Origin of the sequence: Paraburkholderia dilworthii, from assembly GCF_000472525.1 — a bacterium.
GTDB lineage: Bacteria > Pseudomonadota > Gammaproteobacteria > Burkholderiales > Burkholderiaceae > Paraburkholderia > Paraburkholderia dilworthii.
The window spans coordinates 31,649-48,559 of record NZ_AWZT01000023.1 but is presented as its reverse complement, the minus strand read 5'-3'; the positions used below and the strand labels follow the sequence as shown (position 1 = coordinate 48,559).

At 60.4% G+C, this 16,911-nt stretch carries 13 protein-coding genes; 3 read left to right on the top strand and 10 right to left on the bottom strand.

What is annotated here, in order from left to right; all coding sequences use genetic code 11:
- Both F759_RS0120010 and F759_RS0120005 read right to left on the bottom strand, forming a co-directional pair.
- A complete protein-coding gene (locus F759_RS0120010) occupies nucleotides 1–1,101 on the bottom strand; it encodes a lactonase family protein (RefSeq protein ID WP_027801450.1) in 1,101 nt (366 codons plus the stop codon).
- Nucleotides 1,102–1,162: 61 nt separating this feature from the next.
- Complete coding sequence (locus F759_RS0120005; RefSeq protein WP_027801449.1) at nucleotides 1,163–2,713, bottom strand: methyl-accepting chemotaxis protein; 1,551 nt, start codon at nucleotides 2,711–2,713, stop codon at nucleotides 1,163–1,165.
- A 287-nt stretch (nucleotides 2,714–3,000) separates the two neighbouring features.
- Between F759_RS0120005 and F759_RS0119995 the strand changes: the two genes are divergently transcribed.
- Nucleotides 3,001–4,674, top strand: coding sequence for an FAD-dependent oxidoreductase (locus tag F759_RS0119995; protein ID WP_027801448.1), 1,674 nt, complete (start codon nucleotides 3,001–3,003; stop codon nucleotides 4,672–4,674).
- 3 nt (nucleotides 4,675–4,677) lie between these two features.
- On the opposite strand, the gene F759_RS0119990 is transcribed toward F759_RS0119995, so the two are convergent.
- The 8 genes from F759_RS0119990 to F759_RS0119955 form a co-directional block, all read right to left on the bottom strand.
- Nucleotides 4,678–5,370, bottom strand: a complete 693-nt coding sequence (locus tag F759_RS0119990) for an OmpA family protein (protein WP_027801447.1) — start codon at nucleotides 5,368–5,370, stop codon at nucleotides 4,678–4,680.
- A gap of 44 nt (nucleotides 5,371–5,414) precedes the next feature.
- Nucleotides 5,415–6,179: a flagellar motor protein gene (locus tag F759_RS0119985; protein ID WP_027801446.1), complete on the bottom strand. Its 765-nt coding sequence runs from the start codon at nucleotides 6,177–6,179 to the stop codon at nucleotides 5,415–5,417.
- Nucleotides 6,180–6,260: 81 nt separating this feature from the next.
- Nucleotides 6,261–7,496 carry a Crp/Fnr family transcriptional regulator gene (locus tag F759_RS0119980; RefSeq protein WP_027801445.1) on the bottom strand — a complete coding sequence of 412 codons (1,236 nt, stop codon included), beginning with the start codon at nucleotides 7,494–7,496 and terminating at the stop codon, nucleotides 6,261–6,263.
- 234 nt (nucleotides 7,497–7,730) lie between these two features.
- Nucleotides 7,731–8,582 (bottom strand): carbohydrate ABC transporter permease, encoded by an 852-nt coding sequence (locus tag F759_RS0119975; RefSeq protein WP_027801444.1) that lies wholly within the window; start codon nucleotides 8,580–8,582, stop codon nucleotides 7,731–7,733.
- Between the two features lie 10 nt (nucleotides 8,583–8,592).
- On the bottom strand, nucleotides 8,593–9,573 hold the full coding sequence (locus F759_RS0119970) for a carbohydrate ABC transporter permease (RefSeq protein WP_027801443.1): 981 nt from the start codon (nucleotides 9,571–9,573) through the stop codon (nucleotides 8,593–8,595).
- Between the two features lie 158 nt (nucleotides 9,574–9,731).
- Nucleotides 9,732–10,985 (bottom strand): ABC transporter substrate-binding protein, encoded by a 1,254-nt coding sequence (locus tag F759_RS0119965; protein WP_027801442.1) that lies wholly within the window; start codon nucleotides 10,983–10,985, stop codon nucleotides 9,732–9,734.
- Nucleotides 10,986–11,073: 88 nt separating this feature from the next.
- On the bottom strand, nucleotides 11,074–13,059 hold the full coding sequence (locus tag F759_RS0119960; protein ID WP_027801441.1) for a beta-galactosidase: 1,986 nt from the start codon (nucleotides 13,057–13,059) through the stop codon (nucleotides 11,074–11,076).
- Nucleotides 13,060–13,070: 11 nt separating this feature from the next.
- Nucleotides 13,071–14,222: an ABC transporter ATP-binding protein gene (locus F759_RS0119955; protein ID WP_027801440.1), complete on the bottom strand. Its 1,152-nt coding sequence runs from the start codon at nucleotides 14,220–14,222 to the stop codon at nucleotides 13,071–13,073.
- 190 nt (nucleotides 14,223–14,412) lie between these two features.
- Between F759_RS0119955 and F759_RS0119950 the strand changes: the two genes are divergently transcribed.
- Both F759_RS0119950 and F759_RS0119945 read left to right on the top strand, forming a co-directional pair.
- The gene (locus F759_RS0119950) at nucleotides 14,413–15,444 is read left to right on the top strand and encodes a LacI family DNA-binding transcriptional regulator (RefSeq protein ID WP_027801439.1); all 1,032 of its coding nucleotides are present in this window, start codon (nucleotides 14,413–14,415) and stop codon (nucleotides 15,442–15,444) included.
- Nucleotides 15,445–15,858: 414 nt separating this feature from the next.
- Nucleotides 15,859–16,863: a sugar ABC transporter substrate-binding protein gene (locus F759_RS0119945; protein WP_027801438.1), complete on the top strand. Its 1,005-nt coding sequence runs from the start codon at nucleotides 15,859–15,861 to the stop codon at nucleotides 16,861–16,863.
- Nucleotides 16,864–16,911 lie beyond the last annotated feature (48 nt).

Genomic DNA, 16,911 nt, shown 5'->3' with positions numbered 1-16,911 from the left:
TCACTCGGCGTTCGAACCGTCAAACTGGACGATCTCGACCCAGTTGGCGCCCTTGCCCGCCGGGTATTGACCGAGCGCACTCAACGTACCGGTCTTCCGGTCGATCCGGTATGCACTCAGGCTCGGCGACAACTGTCCGACCGCGAGCAGGTAATTCCCCGACGGATCGATGTTGAAGCCACGCGGCTGCTTTTCGGTGGCGTACGTACCGATACGTGTGAGCTTGCCCGACGCGCGGTCCACGCGATAAGCGGCCAGCGTGCTCGACGTGCGTTCCGATGCGTACACGAAGCGGCCATCCGGCGTGATGTGAACGTCGGCGCCCCACGGCTTATCGCCGGAAAAATTGGGCGGCAGGATGGAAATGGTCTGCACCGGCTTCACGGAATCGCGATGATTGTCGAATGCGAGCACGTGCAGCTTGCCGTCGAGTTCGTCGATCAGATACGTGAAGCGCTGATCCGGCGAGAACACGAAATGGCGCGGGCCCGATTTGGCGGGAAGCGAATACGCGGGCGCTGCATCTTCGGTCAGCGAACCCTTAGACGGATCGAACTTCAGACGCAACCAGGCGTCCGAGCCGAGTACGGACGCAAATACATAGCGGTTATCGGGCGCATTGCGAATAGCATGCGCCATCGGGCCGGTCTTGACGATCTGCTGAACGTCTTGCGCCACACCATTCGCGCCGATGCTGTTCACGGCCAGCAGGTTGCCGCCGTACGACGCAGAGAACAGATAACGGCCGCTCGCATCGGTCGACACGTAGGCCATGCTCTCCGCGAGGGGTGCCTTGCCGAGTTCGGTCAGGCGGCCGTCGAGCGGATTGACCGCAAAGCTCACCACGCGATAAGGTTTCGAGCGCACGCCCGCATAAAGCCGCAGATGATTCGGCGAAAAAGCCATTGGCATGACCGTGCCGCCCACGCCTACGGTTTCGACGGCCTTCATCGCGCCATTGGATGTGTCGAGACTGAATACCGAAATGTCCTGACTGTCCGCATTCGACACATACGCATACGTGGCCGCATGCGCGGCGGCGGACATCGTCACACCGGCTAACAGAATTGCGACTGCACGCGAGACGGCTTTAACGCTCATGTTTATTTTCCGATCCAGTTGGTTGAATTCGTTTGATTGGGTCTGACTTGATCGACGCAGGTTATCGAAGGCGGAATGCCGAGACCGCGTCCGTCATCGACTGCGCCTGATGCTCGAGCGCACTCGCGGCGGCAGCGGCCTGTTCGACCAACGCGGCATTTTGTTGCGTCACCTGATCCATCTGGCTCACAGCTTTGCCGACCTGCTCGATGCCCGCGGTTTGCTCGACCGTTGCCGAAGTGATCTCCGCCATGATAGTCGCAACACCCTGTACCGCGCCGACGATTTCGTTCATCGTATGGCCGGCCTGTGTGACGAGTTCGTTGCCGTGACGCACGTCATCCACCGAAGCGGAAATGAGTGCCTTGATTTCCTGCGCGGCGCTTGCACTGCGTTGAGCGAGCGTGCGCACTTCGCCGGCCACGACAGCGAAGCCGCGTCCCTGCTCACCCGCACGCGCCGATTCCACTGCGGCATTGAGCGCCAGAATGTTGGTCTGAAACGCGATACTGTCGATCATGCCGGTGATCTCCGCGATCTTCTGCGAGCTCGCGGTGATAGCGGTCATTGTGTGCACGGCGCGCTGCACGACATCGCCGCCACGCTGCGCCACGTCGGCGGCGCTCGCGGCCAGCGTGCTCGCCTGGCGGGCGTTGTCCGCGTTCTGCTTCACCGTGGACGTCAGCTCTTCCATGCTCGCCGCCGTTTCTTCGAGCGATGCCGACTGCTCCTCGGTGCGGCTCGACAAGTCGAGGTTACCTGCGGCAATCTCGCGTGCGCCGCCGTGAATCGCCTCGCAGTTGACGCGTACGTTCGATACCGTATGCGCAAGTCCGGCCTGCATGCGCGACATCGACATGAACAACTGGCCGATTTCACTCTTGCTGCCTTCAGGAATAGCCGTGGTCAAATCGTTGCCTGCGATCCGGTCGAGCAGTTTCGACGCCTGCTGCAACGGGCGAATCACGATTGTGCGCAACGCGAAGTGCGTGGCGACGATCAATGCGAGGGCAAGCGCGACACCTGTGACCACCATCGCGACGATCCAGCCATATTCGCGCTCGTTTCTCGCCGCTGATTCCTTCGCGAGCGCCCCCGCGAGATTTTGAAACTTCTCTACGTTCGCCGAATAGACCTGGCCCGCGAGCGTAATGTCGTGATCGTTGATTGCGACATAGGCGTCCGTGTCGCCACGCTGAAGCGCTTCGAACGCCTTCTTCAGCGTCGCGGCCAATCCATTCGACGAGTCGACAAGCTGCTGTTTCAGCGCATCGTCCTGTCCCACGAATCGGGACGCCGCTGCAAAAGCACGCGTTTCGGCGTCGGCGCGATCGAAGGTTCGCTGCGCGCTGCCGAGTGCCGAATCGCGGGTGGCCAGATCGTTGCGCTCCTTGAGTGCCGCGTAAGCGCGCGTAAGGGCTGCCCGAGTGCGGGTGCTGTCTTTATAGCCGTCGTTCGCGAGTATTTCCTGAGTGGCGATCTCCTGGAGCCGCTGAGCATTCTCATTCGAGCGCCCAAGCGCGAACACACCGACCACGCCGCCAAACATGATCATCGCGGCAAAGACGACCAGCACTGCAAGTAAGCTGTTTTTTACTGTCAAATCGCGCATGCTTCCGGGACCCCGTTCGTTGTCTACTTCTCTTTGGTCATTAACGGCAAAATTGACGCAAACTTGAATAGAGCCAGGTTTGCGCCGCGCGCTATTGGGCCTCCACTCGATGCGCCGCCTTACCCTATCCGCGTCAAGCGCTCTTTACTGGCGAACCGACTCTGGCGCACAATCTCAGCGGAAACGGCTGTTCGCGGCCATTCCGTGCTGCCGATTATTCGCATCCACGCGCCAATCCGACAGCGCAGCGATCCGCTGCACCACGCGTCTTTCCAATCGGACACTTCATGAGCGATAAAACTTCTGGCAAGCGTGAAGATCTGCTGGCAGGCGGCAGCCGTCACCACCAGATCTTTCCAAGGCTGAATGACGCGCAGTTTGCGGTACTCGAGCGATATGGCGAGCGGCGCAGGCTGTACGCCGGCGATGTGCTGTTCACCGAAGGCGATCGCCACATTCCGATGTTCGCGATCGTGTCAGGCACCATCGAGGCGACGCGCGGCAGCGGCGAGAACCTGCATTTCCTCGGCTCTCACGGTCCCGGCAGTTTTACCGGCGAGGTAGGCACGCTGGCGGGCCGCGGTGCGGTCGCGTCTGCGCGTGCAACGAGCGATTGCGAAGTCATCGTGATCGACGAGGAATCGCTGCGCGAGCTCGTGATTGCCGAAGCGGAATTGAGCGAGACGATCATGCGCGCCTACATTCTGCGCCGCGTCGCCTACATTCAGGACCAGAGCGGCGGCGTGGTCGTGATCGGTAGTTCCGCCTCTTTCCCGACTCTCGTATTGCGGCATTTCCTGAGCCGCAACGCGCAACCGTCGGCCTACTTCGATATTGCCGATCATGAGGAAGCCAAAGTACTGCTGGAGCGGTATGGCGCAACCGAAGAAGATCTTCCGGTACTCGTCACATTGCAGGGCGTCGTCCTGAAGCGCCCGACGAATCGCGCTGTTGCCGACGCGATCGGCTTGAGTCCCGACAGATTGAATGGCGAGCGATTCGATGTGGTTGTGGTCGGCGCGGGGCCAGCGGGTCTCGCGGCGGCCGTGTACGCGGCGTCGGAAGGATTAAGGGTCGCGGTTCTCGACACGAAGGCGCCTGGCGGCCAGGCGGGCACCAGCTCGAAGATCGAGAATTACTTTGGTTTTCCAACCGGAATCTCCGGTCAGGCGCTCGCTGGGCGCGGCCTGTCGCAATGCCGGAAGTTCGGCGCGGAAGTCGGCGTGCCGATCGAGGCGCTCGGTATTGAATGCGACAAGGGGCAACCGTTTCATATCCGCCTGAACTACGACGAGCATGTGTATGCCCGCGCCGTTGTCATCGCGACAGGTGCGCGTTATCGCAAGCCGCCGCTCGCGCGGCTCGAACATTTCGAAGGCCGCGGCATCTATTACAGCGCGACGTTCATGGAAGCCGCGTTTTGCGGCAGCGAAGAACTGATTATTGTCGGCGGCGGCAATTCCGCAGGACAGGCAGCGGTTTTTCTCTCCGGCTTCGCACGCCACGTGCATATCGTGATTCGCGGCGAAGGACTCAACGCGAGCATGTCCAACTACCTGATCCGGCGCATCGAAGCGGCGCCGAATATCACGGTTCACGTGCGAACGCAGATCGTCGCGCTAAATGGCGACGCGCATCTCGAGTCCATTCAGTGGAACCAGCAAGGGCAAATCGAAGAGAAGGCTATCCGGCACGTGTTCCTGTTTCTCGGCGCGCAACCTAGCACCGGCTGGCTTGGCGATTGCGTCGAACTCGACAAGAATGGCTTTGTGCTGACCGGCCCAGATGTCGCACACAAGTGGACATCGGAACGGCCCGCGCATTTTCTTGAAACGAGCCGGCCCGGCATTTTCGCCGTGGGCGACGTGCGCAGCGGTTCGGTCAAGAGAGTGGCGGCGGCCGTCGGCGAAGGNGCGGCCGCGATTCAGTCTCTTCACCAGTACCTTGCGCTCGACGCGTAACGCTCAGTACTCGACGAGTATCGTGACCCGGCGATTGGCAGCGTTGGCCACCGCGTCGTTGCCGATGACCAGCGGGAAATTGTCGGCGCGTCCAATTGCGGCCATACGGTGTGCTTCGATACCCTTTTCGGCGAAGAAGCGCACTACAGCGCCCGCACGTGCAGAAGACAGTTCCCAATTGGATTCGTACTTCGCCGTCGAAATCGGCAAACTGTCCGTGTGGCCTTCCACCAGAACGTTGTTCTTTGCGCGGTCACGCAGTACCGTGGCGATCTGGTCGAGCACGCCGAAGGATTCGGGCAAAAGACGCGCATCGCCGGAATTGAACAGTACTTTCGCGTTGATCGCGATTTCCACGCCTTGGGGCGTGCGCGAAATCGTGATCCGGCGGTTGTCCTGCAAAGGTTCCAGCAACACGAGAAGTTGCTTTTTTGCGGCTTCTTTTGCGTCCGGCGCGGCGACAAGAGGCTGTACGTCGACAGCCTGCTTCACCGGACGATGCTGCAGCGTTTTTATTTGCAGTTCGCTGTTCTTGGCGAGCTGCAAAACATAAAGCGCGAGAAATAGCACCATCAGCGTGGTAATCAGGTCGGCGTACGAAATCAGCCAGCGGTCCGACTGCTCGCCGCTATCGTGGCCGTCCTGATGCCCTGCTTTGTCCATCGCGAGACGTTTGCTGCCAGTAGTTGTGCTCATACACGCGAGTCCGCTGTCAATTTATGCTCGACTTTGTCGAACAACTAGCCGAGCAATTCGGCGGATCGTTCGCGCACGTCGCCCGCCAAACGCGTTTCTATGGTGTGCGGCGATTCCTTGCGCGAAATTGCGAGCAAGCCGTCGAGGTACAAACGCCTGAAACGCAATTCGCTATCCACCTGCGCGCGGATTTTTCCATAGAGCGGCAGAAACACGAGGTTCGCCAACGCGAGGCCATACAGCGTTGCGACGAACGCGACCGCAATACCCTGCCCGAGTTGCGACGGCTCCAGCATATGCCCCGTCACCTGGATCAAGCCCAGCACCGCGCCGAGAATGCCGAAGGTCGGGGCGTAACCGCCCGCCTGGTGCCAGATTCGCGCGGCCGCCATGTGATTGCGCTCATAGGCGTCGACTTCGCGTTGCAACGCATCTTCGAGCACCGCCGTCGACACGCCGTTCGCCAGCAATTCCAGTCCTCGTTTGGCGAACGGGCTAATGCCGTTCGCGTCGATCGACTCGAACACGAGCAGCCCATTCAGTTTCGCCTGATCGCCCCATTCGAGCAAAACGGACAGGCTCTCTCGATCCACTTGCCGCGCCTTCACAAAAGCGAAGCGCAACTGCTTCATGCCGTCATAAAACCGCGCCCAGGTGTTCTGGATCATCACCGCCCCGAGGGTGCCGCCGAGCACGATGACAAATGCCTCCAGCTGAAAGAGCGACGTGAAGTTCCCGCCCTCGAGCGAGAAACCCGCGACGATCGCCGTCAGGCCGAACACTACGCCGAATATCGTCAAAAGATCCATACGTCCTCGCGACGGGCTCCGTGAGCCTGCGAATTACAATTAAACGTTGCGCCCGATCTTGCCGACCGGGCGCCGCAAGCGTTACGACTCGGCCGGCGCGGTGTTCATTGCGGACGATTTCAGCGCCCGCACCGTGTCGATGAATCGCTGCTCGATCTCGACAATCTCGACCGGGTCGATCTTGATCTCCCGGCGCATGACCCACGACACCTCTTTCTTTCTCGCTTCCGTCATCACGGATTGGAGGCGCTCGTCAATCGGCTGCCCCGCCGAAGCAGACAGCAGTTTCGCCAGGTCATAGGTGTCGAAAGAGCTCACCGCTTCGAACAATGTTCTCTGATCGACAAACTCCAGATCGTCGAGCGACTTGAGTTCGCCCGCGCCGCGCGCGTTGCGCCGCGAAAAATAGCTGAGCCCCTTTTCCTCGACGTAATTGAGCACCTTGGTCTTGCGGAACGCAAAAATGTCTTCTGCAATCTCCGCGTGAGAAAGCTTATTCAGAATCACTTTCCTGTCGACGCCGATCAGGGCTTCCAGATCGTCCAGTTCAATCAGTTCGAGTTCGCTGCTGATCGAGACGTCGAGATCGTGGTCCGCCACCTGCTGCGCGCGTTCGGTGATTTTCACCGGGTCGAACGTGACGAGTTGCCGGCCTGTGGCGCCGTCGCTGGCGGAATAGCGCCCCGACGTGTTGTTCAGCCGCTCGGAACGCCCCGCTTCGATCGATACCAGATTGAGCTTCTCCATGCGCTTGAGCATTGCCATCACATGCGGACGAGAATGGCCCGCAATTGCGTTGCATTTCTTGATGACTTCGGGAAGCGGAATCGAAATTTCCTCGTTCTGAGGCCGGCGAGCGCGTGCATCGAATCTGTCGCTCGATTCAGCGCCGGCCATCAATGAAAGAACGTGCGCGTACGAAAGAACGCCGGGCAAAAAATCGGCATGCGTATTGGTCGCGAGGATGTCGTCTTTCTTTTTGACCCGGCGGATCATCGTTCGCACGATATGACGCAGCAGCGGCGACACGCGCTCCAGCTCTTCTTCGACAATGCCGCCCGCAATGGCGGTGAGTTGGCAGAAACTCAGTGCCTTGGCGGTGTGCGCTCGCGGCTCGGGCGGCAACAACGCGGCCTCGCCGAAGAACTCGCCCTTGCCGAGCGTGGCTAGAATGACCTTCTTTTCGTCGCACTGGGTGGAGACTTCGACTTTGCCATCTGCGATGACGTAGATGACTGCGTCGCCCAGGAAGCCTTCCGAATAGATGACTTCTCCAGGAGCCGCCGTGCGCGTCCAAGGCGAGCGTTGTTGGTTCAAGATTGGTACCCCCGATGAGCTTTTGGTCCAGCGCGTGCCTTTCTTCAAGCACGAGTCAGTTCGACGGTCTGACTTATTTCACTAGATAACGACAAGCCCATCCCAATCTTTAATAAGGGGAAACGTGATTGTAATCGCGCAAACGTTTGCCGTTCGTACTGGCAAAGCTAGGGACGCGTTGCGGGATTTTTCATTCTATTCCACACGGCAGTTGCAAGGTCATCGGATAGCGCTTCAGCCCTTGGTTGCGCCGAACGTCAAGCCAGCGACAAAGTGCTTTTGCATCGCGAAGAACATCGCGACGGAAGGCAGCGCTGCGAGAATCGAGCCGGCGGACACCAGGTTCCACGCGGTCGTCCATTGGCCCTTCAACGCGGCGACACCCACAGTGATCGGCGCGGCGTCGTCGCCTTGCGTCAGGCACAGTGCCCAGAAATAGTCGTTCCACACGAAGGTGAACACGAGAATTGCCAATGCGGCGAGCGCGGGCCGTATCAAAGGAAGCACGATCCTGAAGAACACCGTCCACTCGTTCGCGCCTTCGATGCGCGCCGCCTCGACGAGTTCGAACGGCAACTGCTTGATGAAGTTGCGCAGAAAAAGCGCGCAAAAGCCGGTCTGAAACGAGACATGAAAGAGGATGAGAGCAGTCACCGTATTGAACACGCCAAGCTGCAACGACAGATCGCGCACCGGGATCATCAATACCTGCACGGGCACGAAATTCCCCGCGACGAAAGTGGCGAACAGTGAGGAATTGCCGCGAAAGCGGTAGATCGCAAGCGCAAAGCCGGCCATTGCTGCGAGCGCAATGGAACCGATCACCGCGGGGACGGTAATCAGCACACTATTCCAGAAGTAATGCAACATCGGCGAAGTGGTCAGCGCCTCGCGATAATTGTCGAATAGCGCGAAGTGCTTCGGCCATCCCCAGTAGTTGCCCTCGCTGAGTTCCTCTGTGGAGCGCACGGACGTGACGAGTACCGCGATCATCGGCAGAAGCCAGATCAGCAAGGCGACCGGCAGCGTCAGTTTGTAGACGCGGCGCGATACCGGTTTCCACTTGTCGATTGGAATTGGAAACATGGTCGGCTCCTTATTGCTCGGCGCGCAGCATCCGCCGCAAGTGATAAACGATGTACACCAGCATGATGCCGAACAGCACGACAGCGACTGCCGCCGAATAGCCGATGCGGTAGTACTTGATCGCCTGGTCGTACATGTAATAGGCGAGCACCGTCGAACTTTCGAACGGCCCGCCGCCCGTCATTACCGAAATCAGGTCGAAACTGCGCAACGCGCCGATGATCGTGACCACGATTGCCATGAAGGTGGTGGGCCGCAATTGCGGCAGTATTACGTGCCACAGCATCGACCAGCCACGCGCGCCTTCCATGCGCGCGGCCTCGATCTGCTCGGCGTTCAGCGAAGTCAGACCGGTCAGATAAAGAATCATGCAATAGGCGGTTTGCGGCCACAGTGCGGCGAACACGATGCCGAAAGTCGCATAGCGCGGATCGCCGAGTACCGGCACGCCGTGGCCGAGAATCATCGCGAGCAGGCCGAATGTCGGGTCGTAAAACCACGAGAAGATCAGGCCGACCACCACGCCCGACAATACGAACGGCGCAAAGAAAAGCGATTTGACGATGCGGATACCAGCCACTGCCTGGTTCAGATACAACGCAACGGCGAGTCCCATCGGCGGCGCGAGCAGAAACAGCAGCAGCCAGATGAGGTTGTTCTTCAGCGCCGTATAGAAGGTCTGCGTATGGAATAACTCGACGTAATTGGCAAGGCCGACGAAAGTCGGCTCGGTCATCCCGTCCCAGTTAAAGAAGCTCAGGCGTATTGTCGAGAGAATCGGCCAGATCACATAAATGGCCACCATGACGCAAGCCGGCGCGAGAAATAGAAACGCGGCGCGTCGTTGGCGTCGCGCGGTCGGTGAGGGACGGCGAGCGCGCGCCCGCAGGTGTGACGCGTGGCCGCGCGCTGTACTGCCCGGCGCGGGCAACGCCGGTCCGTCCGGGCTTGCTGGTCCGCCCACAGTCTGACGGGTGACGGAATGCGACAAGATCGTTCTCCCTTTGACCAGCGCCAGCGCTTTGGCTGCGGACCCGAGTTCGCGGTTTGGCCCGCTACCCGGATGCAATGCAAAGCGCCGACTGTGGTCCCATACAATATCGTTGCCGATGGATACAACAAAAGGCAGCCTCACGGCCGCCCCTTCCCCTACTTCTTGTAAATGCGCTTGCGCGTCTGTTCCAGTTGCGCGAGCACGCTGTCGAGCTTCGACGGATCGGAGATGAATTGCTGCATCCCCTTCATGCCTTCATCCGCCATTTCCTTCGTCATGTCGCGATCGTAGAACTGCGCAATGCCACCCTTGGTATTCGCGAGAATCTGGAAGCCGATCTTCGAGATCGGATCTTCCGGCTCGGGCGATTTGCTGTTCGCCGACAGTGAACCGAGACCCGCAGCGAGTTTCGCGCCGATTTCAGGCGTCTCGACAAACGCGAGGAACGTGTGAGCGTCCGCCTTGTTCTTCGCCTTCGACGGGATATGCAGCGATTCAACTGGACCGTCTTCGGCAGTCGGCACATTGGCATCGATGATCGGGAACTGGAAATAGCCCATTTCCGGCTTCACATTCGGCGGAAAGCCTGCCGTGATGAACGTGCCCATCAGCATCATCGCGGCCTTGCCCTGGAATAGGAACGGCTGCACCGAATCCAGATCGTAGGAAAGCGAGTTGTCGATGAAATAACCTGCGTCGATCAACTGCTTCCATGTCGTATAGACCTTCTTCACGCGCGGATCGGTGTAAGCAATTTCACCCGCCATCAGCTTCTGATGGAACGCGTTGCCGTTCACACGCAGATCGAGATAATCGAACCAACCGGCGAGCGTCCATGCATCGCGGCCTGCAACCGCAATCGGCGTAATGCCGGCGGCTTTCAGCTTTTTGCAGTCGTCGAGAAACTGATCCCACGTTTTCGGTTCGCCGGAAATGCCGGCTTTCTGGAAGAGATCCTTGCGATAGAACATGCCCCACGAGTAGTACACCGTGGGCGCCGCATATTGCTTGCCCCTATACGACGACGCTTCCTTCGTCGATGCATACATCTCGTTCCAGCCGTTCTTCGCCCAGTCGCCGCTCAGGTCTTCAAAGAGGCCGCGCTGCGCGTAATACGCCATGCGTTCGCCGTCATGCCAGTTGACGATATCGGGCGCGACCGTCGAGAGCCAGCCGGGCAGTTGCACTTTGTACGCTTCTTCGTCGATGAACGACACTTTCACGTCGATGCCGGGATGCGTCTTCTTGAAGTCGTCCACAACGGCTTGCCAGACCGCGCGCTGACTCGCGCCCTTGAACGCGATATTCGCGGTCAACGTGCCGGCCTGCGCGGTGCTGACGACGGATGTTCCGACAGCCGCCGCAGCGAGCGCGAGTGCCAGCAGAACCTTGCGTGGTTTCATTTTCATCTACCTGTCTCCTTTATTGCCTGATTTTGCGTCGTTGTCGTTACTGCGTGGAATTCCGGCTTGCACATCGTCCCGCTACTTCACCCGGTCATTTCGCTCGATACACTGCCACGCCCTGCGGTTCGACGGCCGCTGAGCCGATCACGAACGCGTCGTCTGCCACATGGGTAATCGTGTGCGCAGTGTCGCCGTAATTGAACACATAGGTCAGCGCGCCGCGCCGGCTAATGCGCACGCTTTCGCCAAGCGGCATCGTTTCAATGCCGGCCTGTTGTGCGATTTTCTCGAAGAGCCGGACAGTGAGCGTATCGTCGAACACGCTCGCCAGGTAATGGAACGCACCGCTTCGCACATATGCGGGGTGGCCGTCGGCGAAACGCGCGAGTACTTCTAACGGATCGGTGTCGTTGCTTTCGACGAAATCCCGCCAGTGACGCGCGACACCGTCCTGGGTGTTCGCGTCTTGCGTACCGGCAAGCCGCACAGGTTCCGTCACGTTCGGCCGCATCGATTCCACGCGCCACACACGCAGCGGCAACACATCAGCGAGCGCGCCCGGCGGCAAATTCGCGGGAATCTGCAAGTCCTGGGTCTTCGAACCGGTACGCGGCCCGAGCACCACTTGCGCACCGGAACTTGCGAGACGCGCGGCCAGGTCCGTCGACACGACCGGCAGCGGCGGCACGACGACGAGAGCGTAGCCGTCGAGCGATGCGTCGACCGGCACCACGTCAACGTCGAGTCCTAGCGCGCGCAGCGCCGAGTAGTACTCGAATGCAAAGCGCGGATAGTGAAAGTCCGCACCCTGCGGATGAATCTCGAACAACCACTTGGCTTCATAGTCATAAACGAGCGCCACTTTCGAACGAATCGCGGCATTGGCGTGCGCATCAGCAGCGAGTACCGTGTGGATTTCCGACGCCACTTGCGCGGCCTCGCTACCGCCGACGTCGAGCCGGTTATCCGGCGTGTTCAAACCCGCATGCATCTGCTCCTGCGCGAACGGCGCCTGACGCCAGCGGAAATACGACACGCAGCCCGCTCCGTGCGCGAACGCCTCCCAACTCCACAGCCGCACCATGCCCGGCAATGGCGCCGGATTCCACAGCGCCCAGTTCACCGGACCGGGCTGTTGCTCCATCACCCAGAAAGGCAGCTTCGACATACCGCGATACACGTCGTGGTTAAACGACGCGAAGTCCGGATGGCCGCTGCGCGGCCAGCGCGCTTTTACATCAGGCGCAAACCATTGCTCCTCGAGTGCGCCGAGCGGATAGCTGTCCCACGCGGCAACGTCGAGGTCGGCAGCGACCTTGTAGTGATCGAACTCGGTGAAGAGTTGCATGAAGTTGTGCGCAACCGGCCGCCCCGGCGAATGAGCGCGAATGATCTCGACCTGCATGCGGTTATAGCGCACGACTTCATCAGACGCGAAACGCCGGTAATCCAGCCGGTGCGAAGGATGCGCCTCGGTCACAGTCGCCACCGGAGCGTCGATTTCGTCGAAGCCGCGGTACTCCATGCTCCAGAACACCGTGCCCCACGCGCGGTTCAATTCATCGATTGTTTTGTAGCGCGCCTTCAGCCACTCGCGAAAACGCGCCACTGCTGCGGGCGAATAGCTCACCACCGTGTGATGGCAGCCGAACTCGTTATCGGTCTGCCAATACACAACGGCCGGATGCTTGCCATAACGCTCGGCAATTGCAGTGCAAATCTTCTGCGAGGCCGCGAAATACGACGGCGACGAAAAGTCATAGTGACGGCGCGAACCGAACGCGCGCGCTCGGCCATCCGCACCAATCGGCAAGATATCCGGGTGGCGGTCGATCAGCCACTTTGGCGGCGTCGCGGTGGGCGTGCACATCACGACCTGCAAGCCCGCGGCGCCGAGTACATCGATTGCGCGATCGAGCCAGGCCCAATCGTATTCGCCAGGCGTCGGCTCGATGCGGCTCCACGCAAATTCGGCGATTCTCACCTGCTCGATACCGAGTGCTTTCATCCGGCGCGCGTCGTCTTCCCACATAGACTCGGGCCAGTGTTCCGGGTAATAACAGACTCCAAGGCGCATCCGAATATCCTTTATGCGTAGTGTTCGACGGATTCGAGCGAAGGGGCGGCGAAGCCGTCTTCGGTAAACAAGTGCGTGGCGTGGCGCGGCACGCGCAGATTCGCGCGATCGCCTGGCGCGAGTCGCGTGTCGCCCGGCGCTTTCGCAATCAGCGCGGCCCCGCCGGGTTGATCGAGATGCACATAGCTGTGCTCGCCGAGTTGTTCGACGAGCGACACAGTGCGTGACAGAACGGCGTCATCGTGAGGCGCTGAGGTATCAATGAATTCGAGGTGTTCAGGACGCACGCCGAGCGTCACCGTTTGCGAAACCTGAAGCGAGGCACCATCCACAGGCACGCGCACGTTTTCCTGCGTATGGTCGAGCGTGACGAGCACGCCTTGTGCGTCAACGGAAGCAATACGTCCCGGCAAAAAGTTCATGCGCGGGGAACCGATGAACCCCGCGACGAAGCGGCTCTTGGGGCGGTGATATAGCTCGAGCGGCGCGCCGATTTGCGCGATGCTGCCGTAATGTTCAGTGTCTTTGCCCGCATGCAGCAGGACGATCTTGTCCGCGAGCGTCATGGCTTCGATCTGATCGTGCGTCACATAGACCACGCTCGCCTTCGCGAACTGCTTGTGCAGCCGCGCGATTTCGATGCGAGTCTGGCCGCGCAGTGTGGCGTCGAGATTGGAGAGCGGTTCGTCGAAGAGAAACACGCCGGGCTGGCGCACAATCGCGCGGCCGATTGCAACGCGCTGACGCTGGCCGCCGGACAATGCTTTCGGCCTGCGTTCGAGCAGCGCTTCTAGTTGCAGAATGCGCGCGGCTTCTCGCACCTTGCGGTCGATTTCGTCTTTCGGGGTTTTGGCGAGTTTCAGCCCGAACGCCATGTTCTCGAACACGGTCATGTGCGGAAAGAGCGCGTAACTCTGGAACACCATCGCTACGCCTCGCTGCGCAGCCGGAACGTCGTTCATCACCTTGCCGCCGATGAACAGATCGCCATCGGTGAGATCTTCGAGCCCCGCGATCATGCGCAGCAACGTCGACTTGCCGCAACCGGAGGGGCCGAGAAAAACGCAGAACTCGTTCTCGCCGATCTCCAGATCGACATCGCGAATCACCGGCGCGCCGTCGCCATACGCTTTCTGCACGCCTCTTAACGAAATGCTCGCCATCGCATCGACTCCGTGATTTAATCGGCTCGACGTCAGAGATTAAGCGCTTAATCAGCCGGACCGAAAAAAGCGATCGCGTGCGATCGTCGGACCTTGCCTGTCTCCGTGTCGTTTTGTCTGTGCGACAGATGGTGCCGCGCCTTGCCCGCTGATGCAAATGTCGGGCAGCCATCCCAAATAATGAAGAGACATGCCAACACTTAGCGAAGTCGCGCGTCAAGCCGGTGTCACGCCTGCCACCGTATCGAATGTGCTGCGCAATCGCGGACGCGTCGGCGAGACGACGCGTCAACGCGTTCTCGAAGCCGTCGATGCACTCGGCTACCGGCCGCACCTCGCCGCTCGCGCGCTAGCCGAAGGCCGCGCCCCGACGCTCGCACTGATGGTGTCGAGCATCGCCAATCCGTTCTATCCGGAGTTCGCGTTAGCCGTCGAACGCGCGGCGCGCACGAGCGGCCATTTCGTGATCATTTGCAATACTAACGAAGATCCACTGACTGGCCGCGCATACCTCGACCAGATTGCCGGCACGCTTTCCGAGGGCGTGCTCGTGACCAACGCCAACCTGCAATTCGCGGATCTTCACGTGACGGAATCGCGCGGTACGCCCGTGGTGTTGTGCATGTGGGAGCGGCCGAACGAGCCACCGCGCCTGCCCTGCGTTGCGGTCGATTTTCGTCTGGCCGGCGAGCTTGCCGGCAAGCATCTGCTCGAACTGGGACATCGGCGGATAGGCGCGATTGTCGGCAGCAAGGCTTCCGGCATTCATGCGGCCCGCTATGAAGGATTCGTCGATGCGCTGCGTGCGGCCGGCGTGCGCAAAAACCGCGTCAAACACGCTGCGGATACGATCCAGGGCGGCTACGCCGCGGCGCGCGCGTTGCTCGAAGCCGATCCGAAACTTACTGCGATCTTCGCGACCAACGATCTACCCGCGCTCGGCGCAATGCATGCCGCCGCGGACCTGGGCCTCGCCATACCCGCCGATCTTTCCGTAGTGGGCATCACCGACATTCAACTGGCGCGCGAGTCGCGGCCGGCATTGACCACGGTCGCCGTGCCGACAGTCGAAGTAGCCGGGCTTGCTGTGTCGTTGCTGCGCGAGCTGATCGAGTCGTCGTATCGACAGCCGGGCCGCGGCAAGGCCAAGGTGCCGATGCGTGTTTCGTCGGCGCCGAAGCTTGTGGTGCGTGCCTCGACCGGCGCTCCGCCCTCGCGCTAAACCCGCGAATAAAAAGCTGCGAACGTGGCCGACGCGAGCCGCTCACGCGCCAGATCGTGCGTCGATATGCGGTCAATACGGGCCGATATGCTTTCGTATCGCTTTCACCGTAGCCAGGACTTTCCCCAACCCAGCTCCTTCGGCGCTGCGCTGCACCACCGCCTGAAAGCCCCGTCGTACAAGGCTCTGCACTGCGGCACGAGGTTTGTTGCCGTGAATCCGTCGTCAACGAGATCCTTGACTCGCGCGTTCCCGCCTGCTGTACTAAATCAACCAAAGTGATTTAGGCAGCATCCCTCGGTCTTGCATCGACCGTGTGGACCAGCCGCATTCAAGGTTGCGCCCGCGCAGCGTTCGTGTGCGCAACCGTCAGCAGTTCAAGAACGTCATGACCAATAACCGGAGGAGCGTCCCATGAATCTGAATTCCCGCAGGCTTCCTGTCGCCAGGAAAATCGTCTCGATGTGCGTCGCGGCGTCGGCGGTCTGGTGCGCGAGCGCGAGCCAGGCAGCCGACCAGCCGGTCGTCGGCCTGATCACGAAGACCGATACCAACCCGTTCTTCGTGAAGATGAAGCAAGGCGCCGAAGCGGCCGCGTCAAAAGACGGTGCAAAGCTGATTACGGCAGCCGGCAGATTCGACGGCGATAACGCGAGCCAGGTGACTGCAATCGAAAACATGATGACGGCCGGCGCCAAGGCAATTCTGATCACGCCGAGCGATACAAGGGCAATCGTGCCGAGCATCAAGAAAGCGCGCGCCGCTGGCGTGATGGTGGTCGCGCTCGACACGCCGACAGATCCGCAGGACGCCACAGACGCCCTCTTCGCCACCGACAACTTCAAAGCCGGCGTGCTGATCGGCAAATACGCGAAGGCCGCGATGAACGGCAAACCCGCGAAGATCGCCACGCTCGATCTCGCGCCCGGCGTTTCGGTGGGCGTGCTGCGTCATAACGGCTTTCTTGAAGGCTTCGGCGTGAAGGAAGGCGATCCGTCGATCGTATGCAGCCAGGACACGCGCGGCGATCAGGCGAAGGGTCAGACGGCGATGGAAAACTGCCTTCAGAAATCACCGGACATCAATGTGGTCTACACGATCAACGAACCCGCGGCTGCGGGCGCATATCGCGCGCTGAAGGCCGCAGGCAAGGACAAGGGCGTGATGATCGTGTCGATCGACGGCGGCTGCGAAGGTGTACGCAACGTGAAGGCCGGATCGATTGCCGCGACCTCCCAGCAGTATCCGCTGAAGATGGCCTCGCTTGGCGTGACGGCCGGCGTCGATTATGCGAAGACCGGCAAGAAGGTCTCCGGCTACCAGGACACGGGCGTGACGTTGATCACCGACAAGCCGATGTCCGGCATCGACAGCAAGGATACGAAGTTCGGCCTCGACAACTGCTGGGGCAACAAGTAACGCGCACTGTACGGCGGTCCGCTTGGCGGGCCGCCGGATGATTTGCCG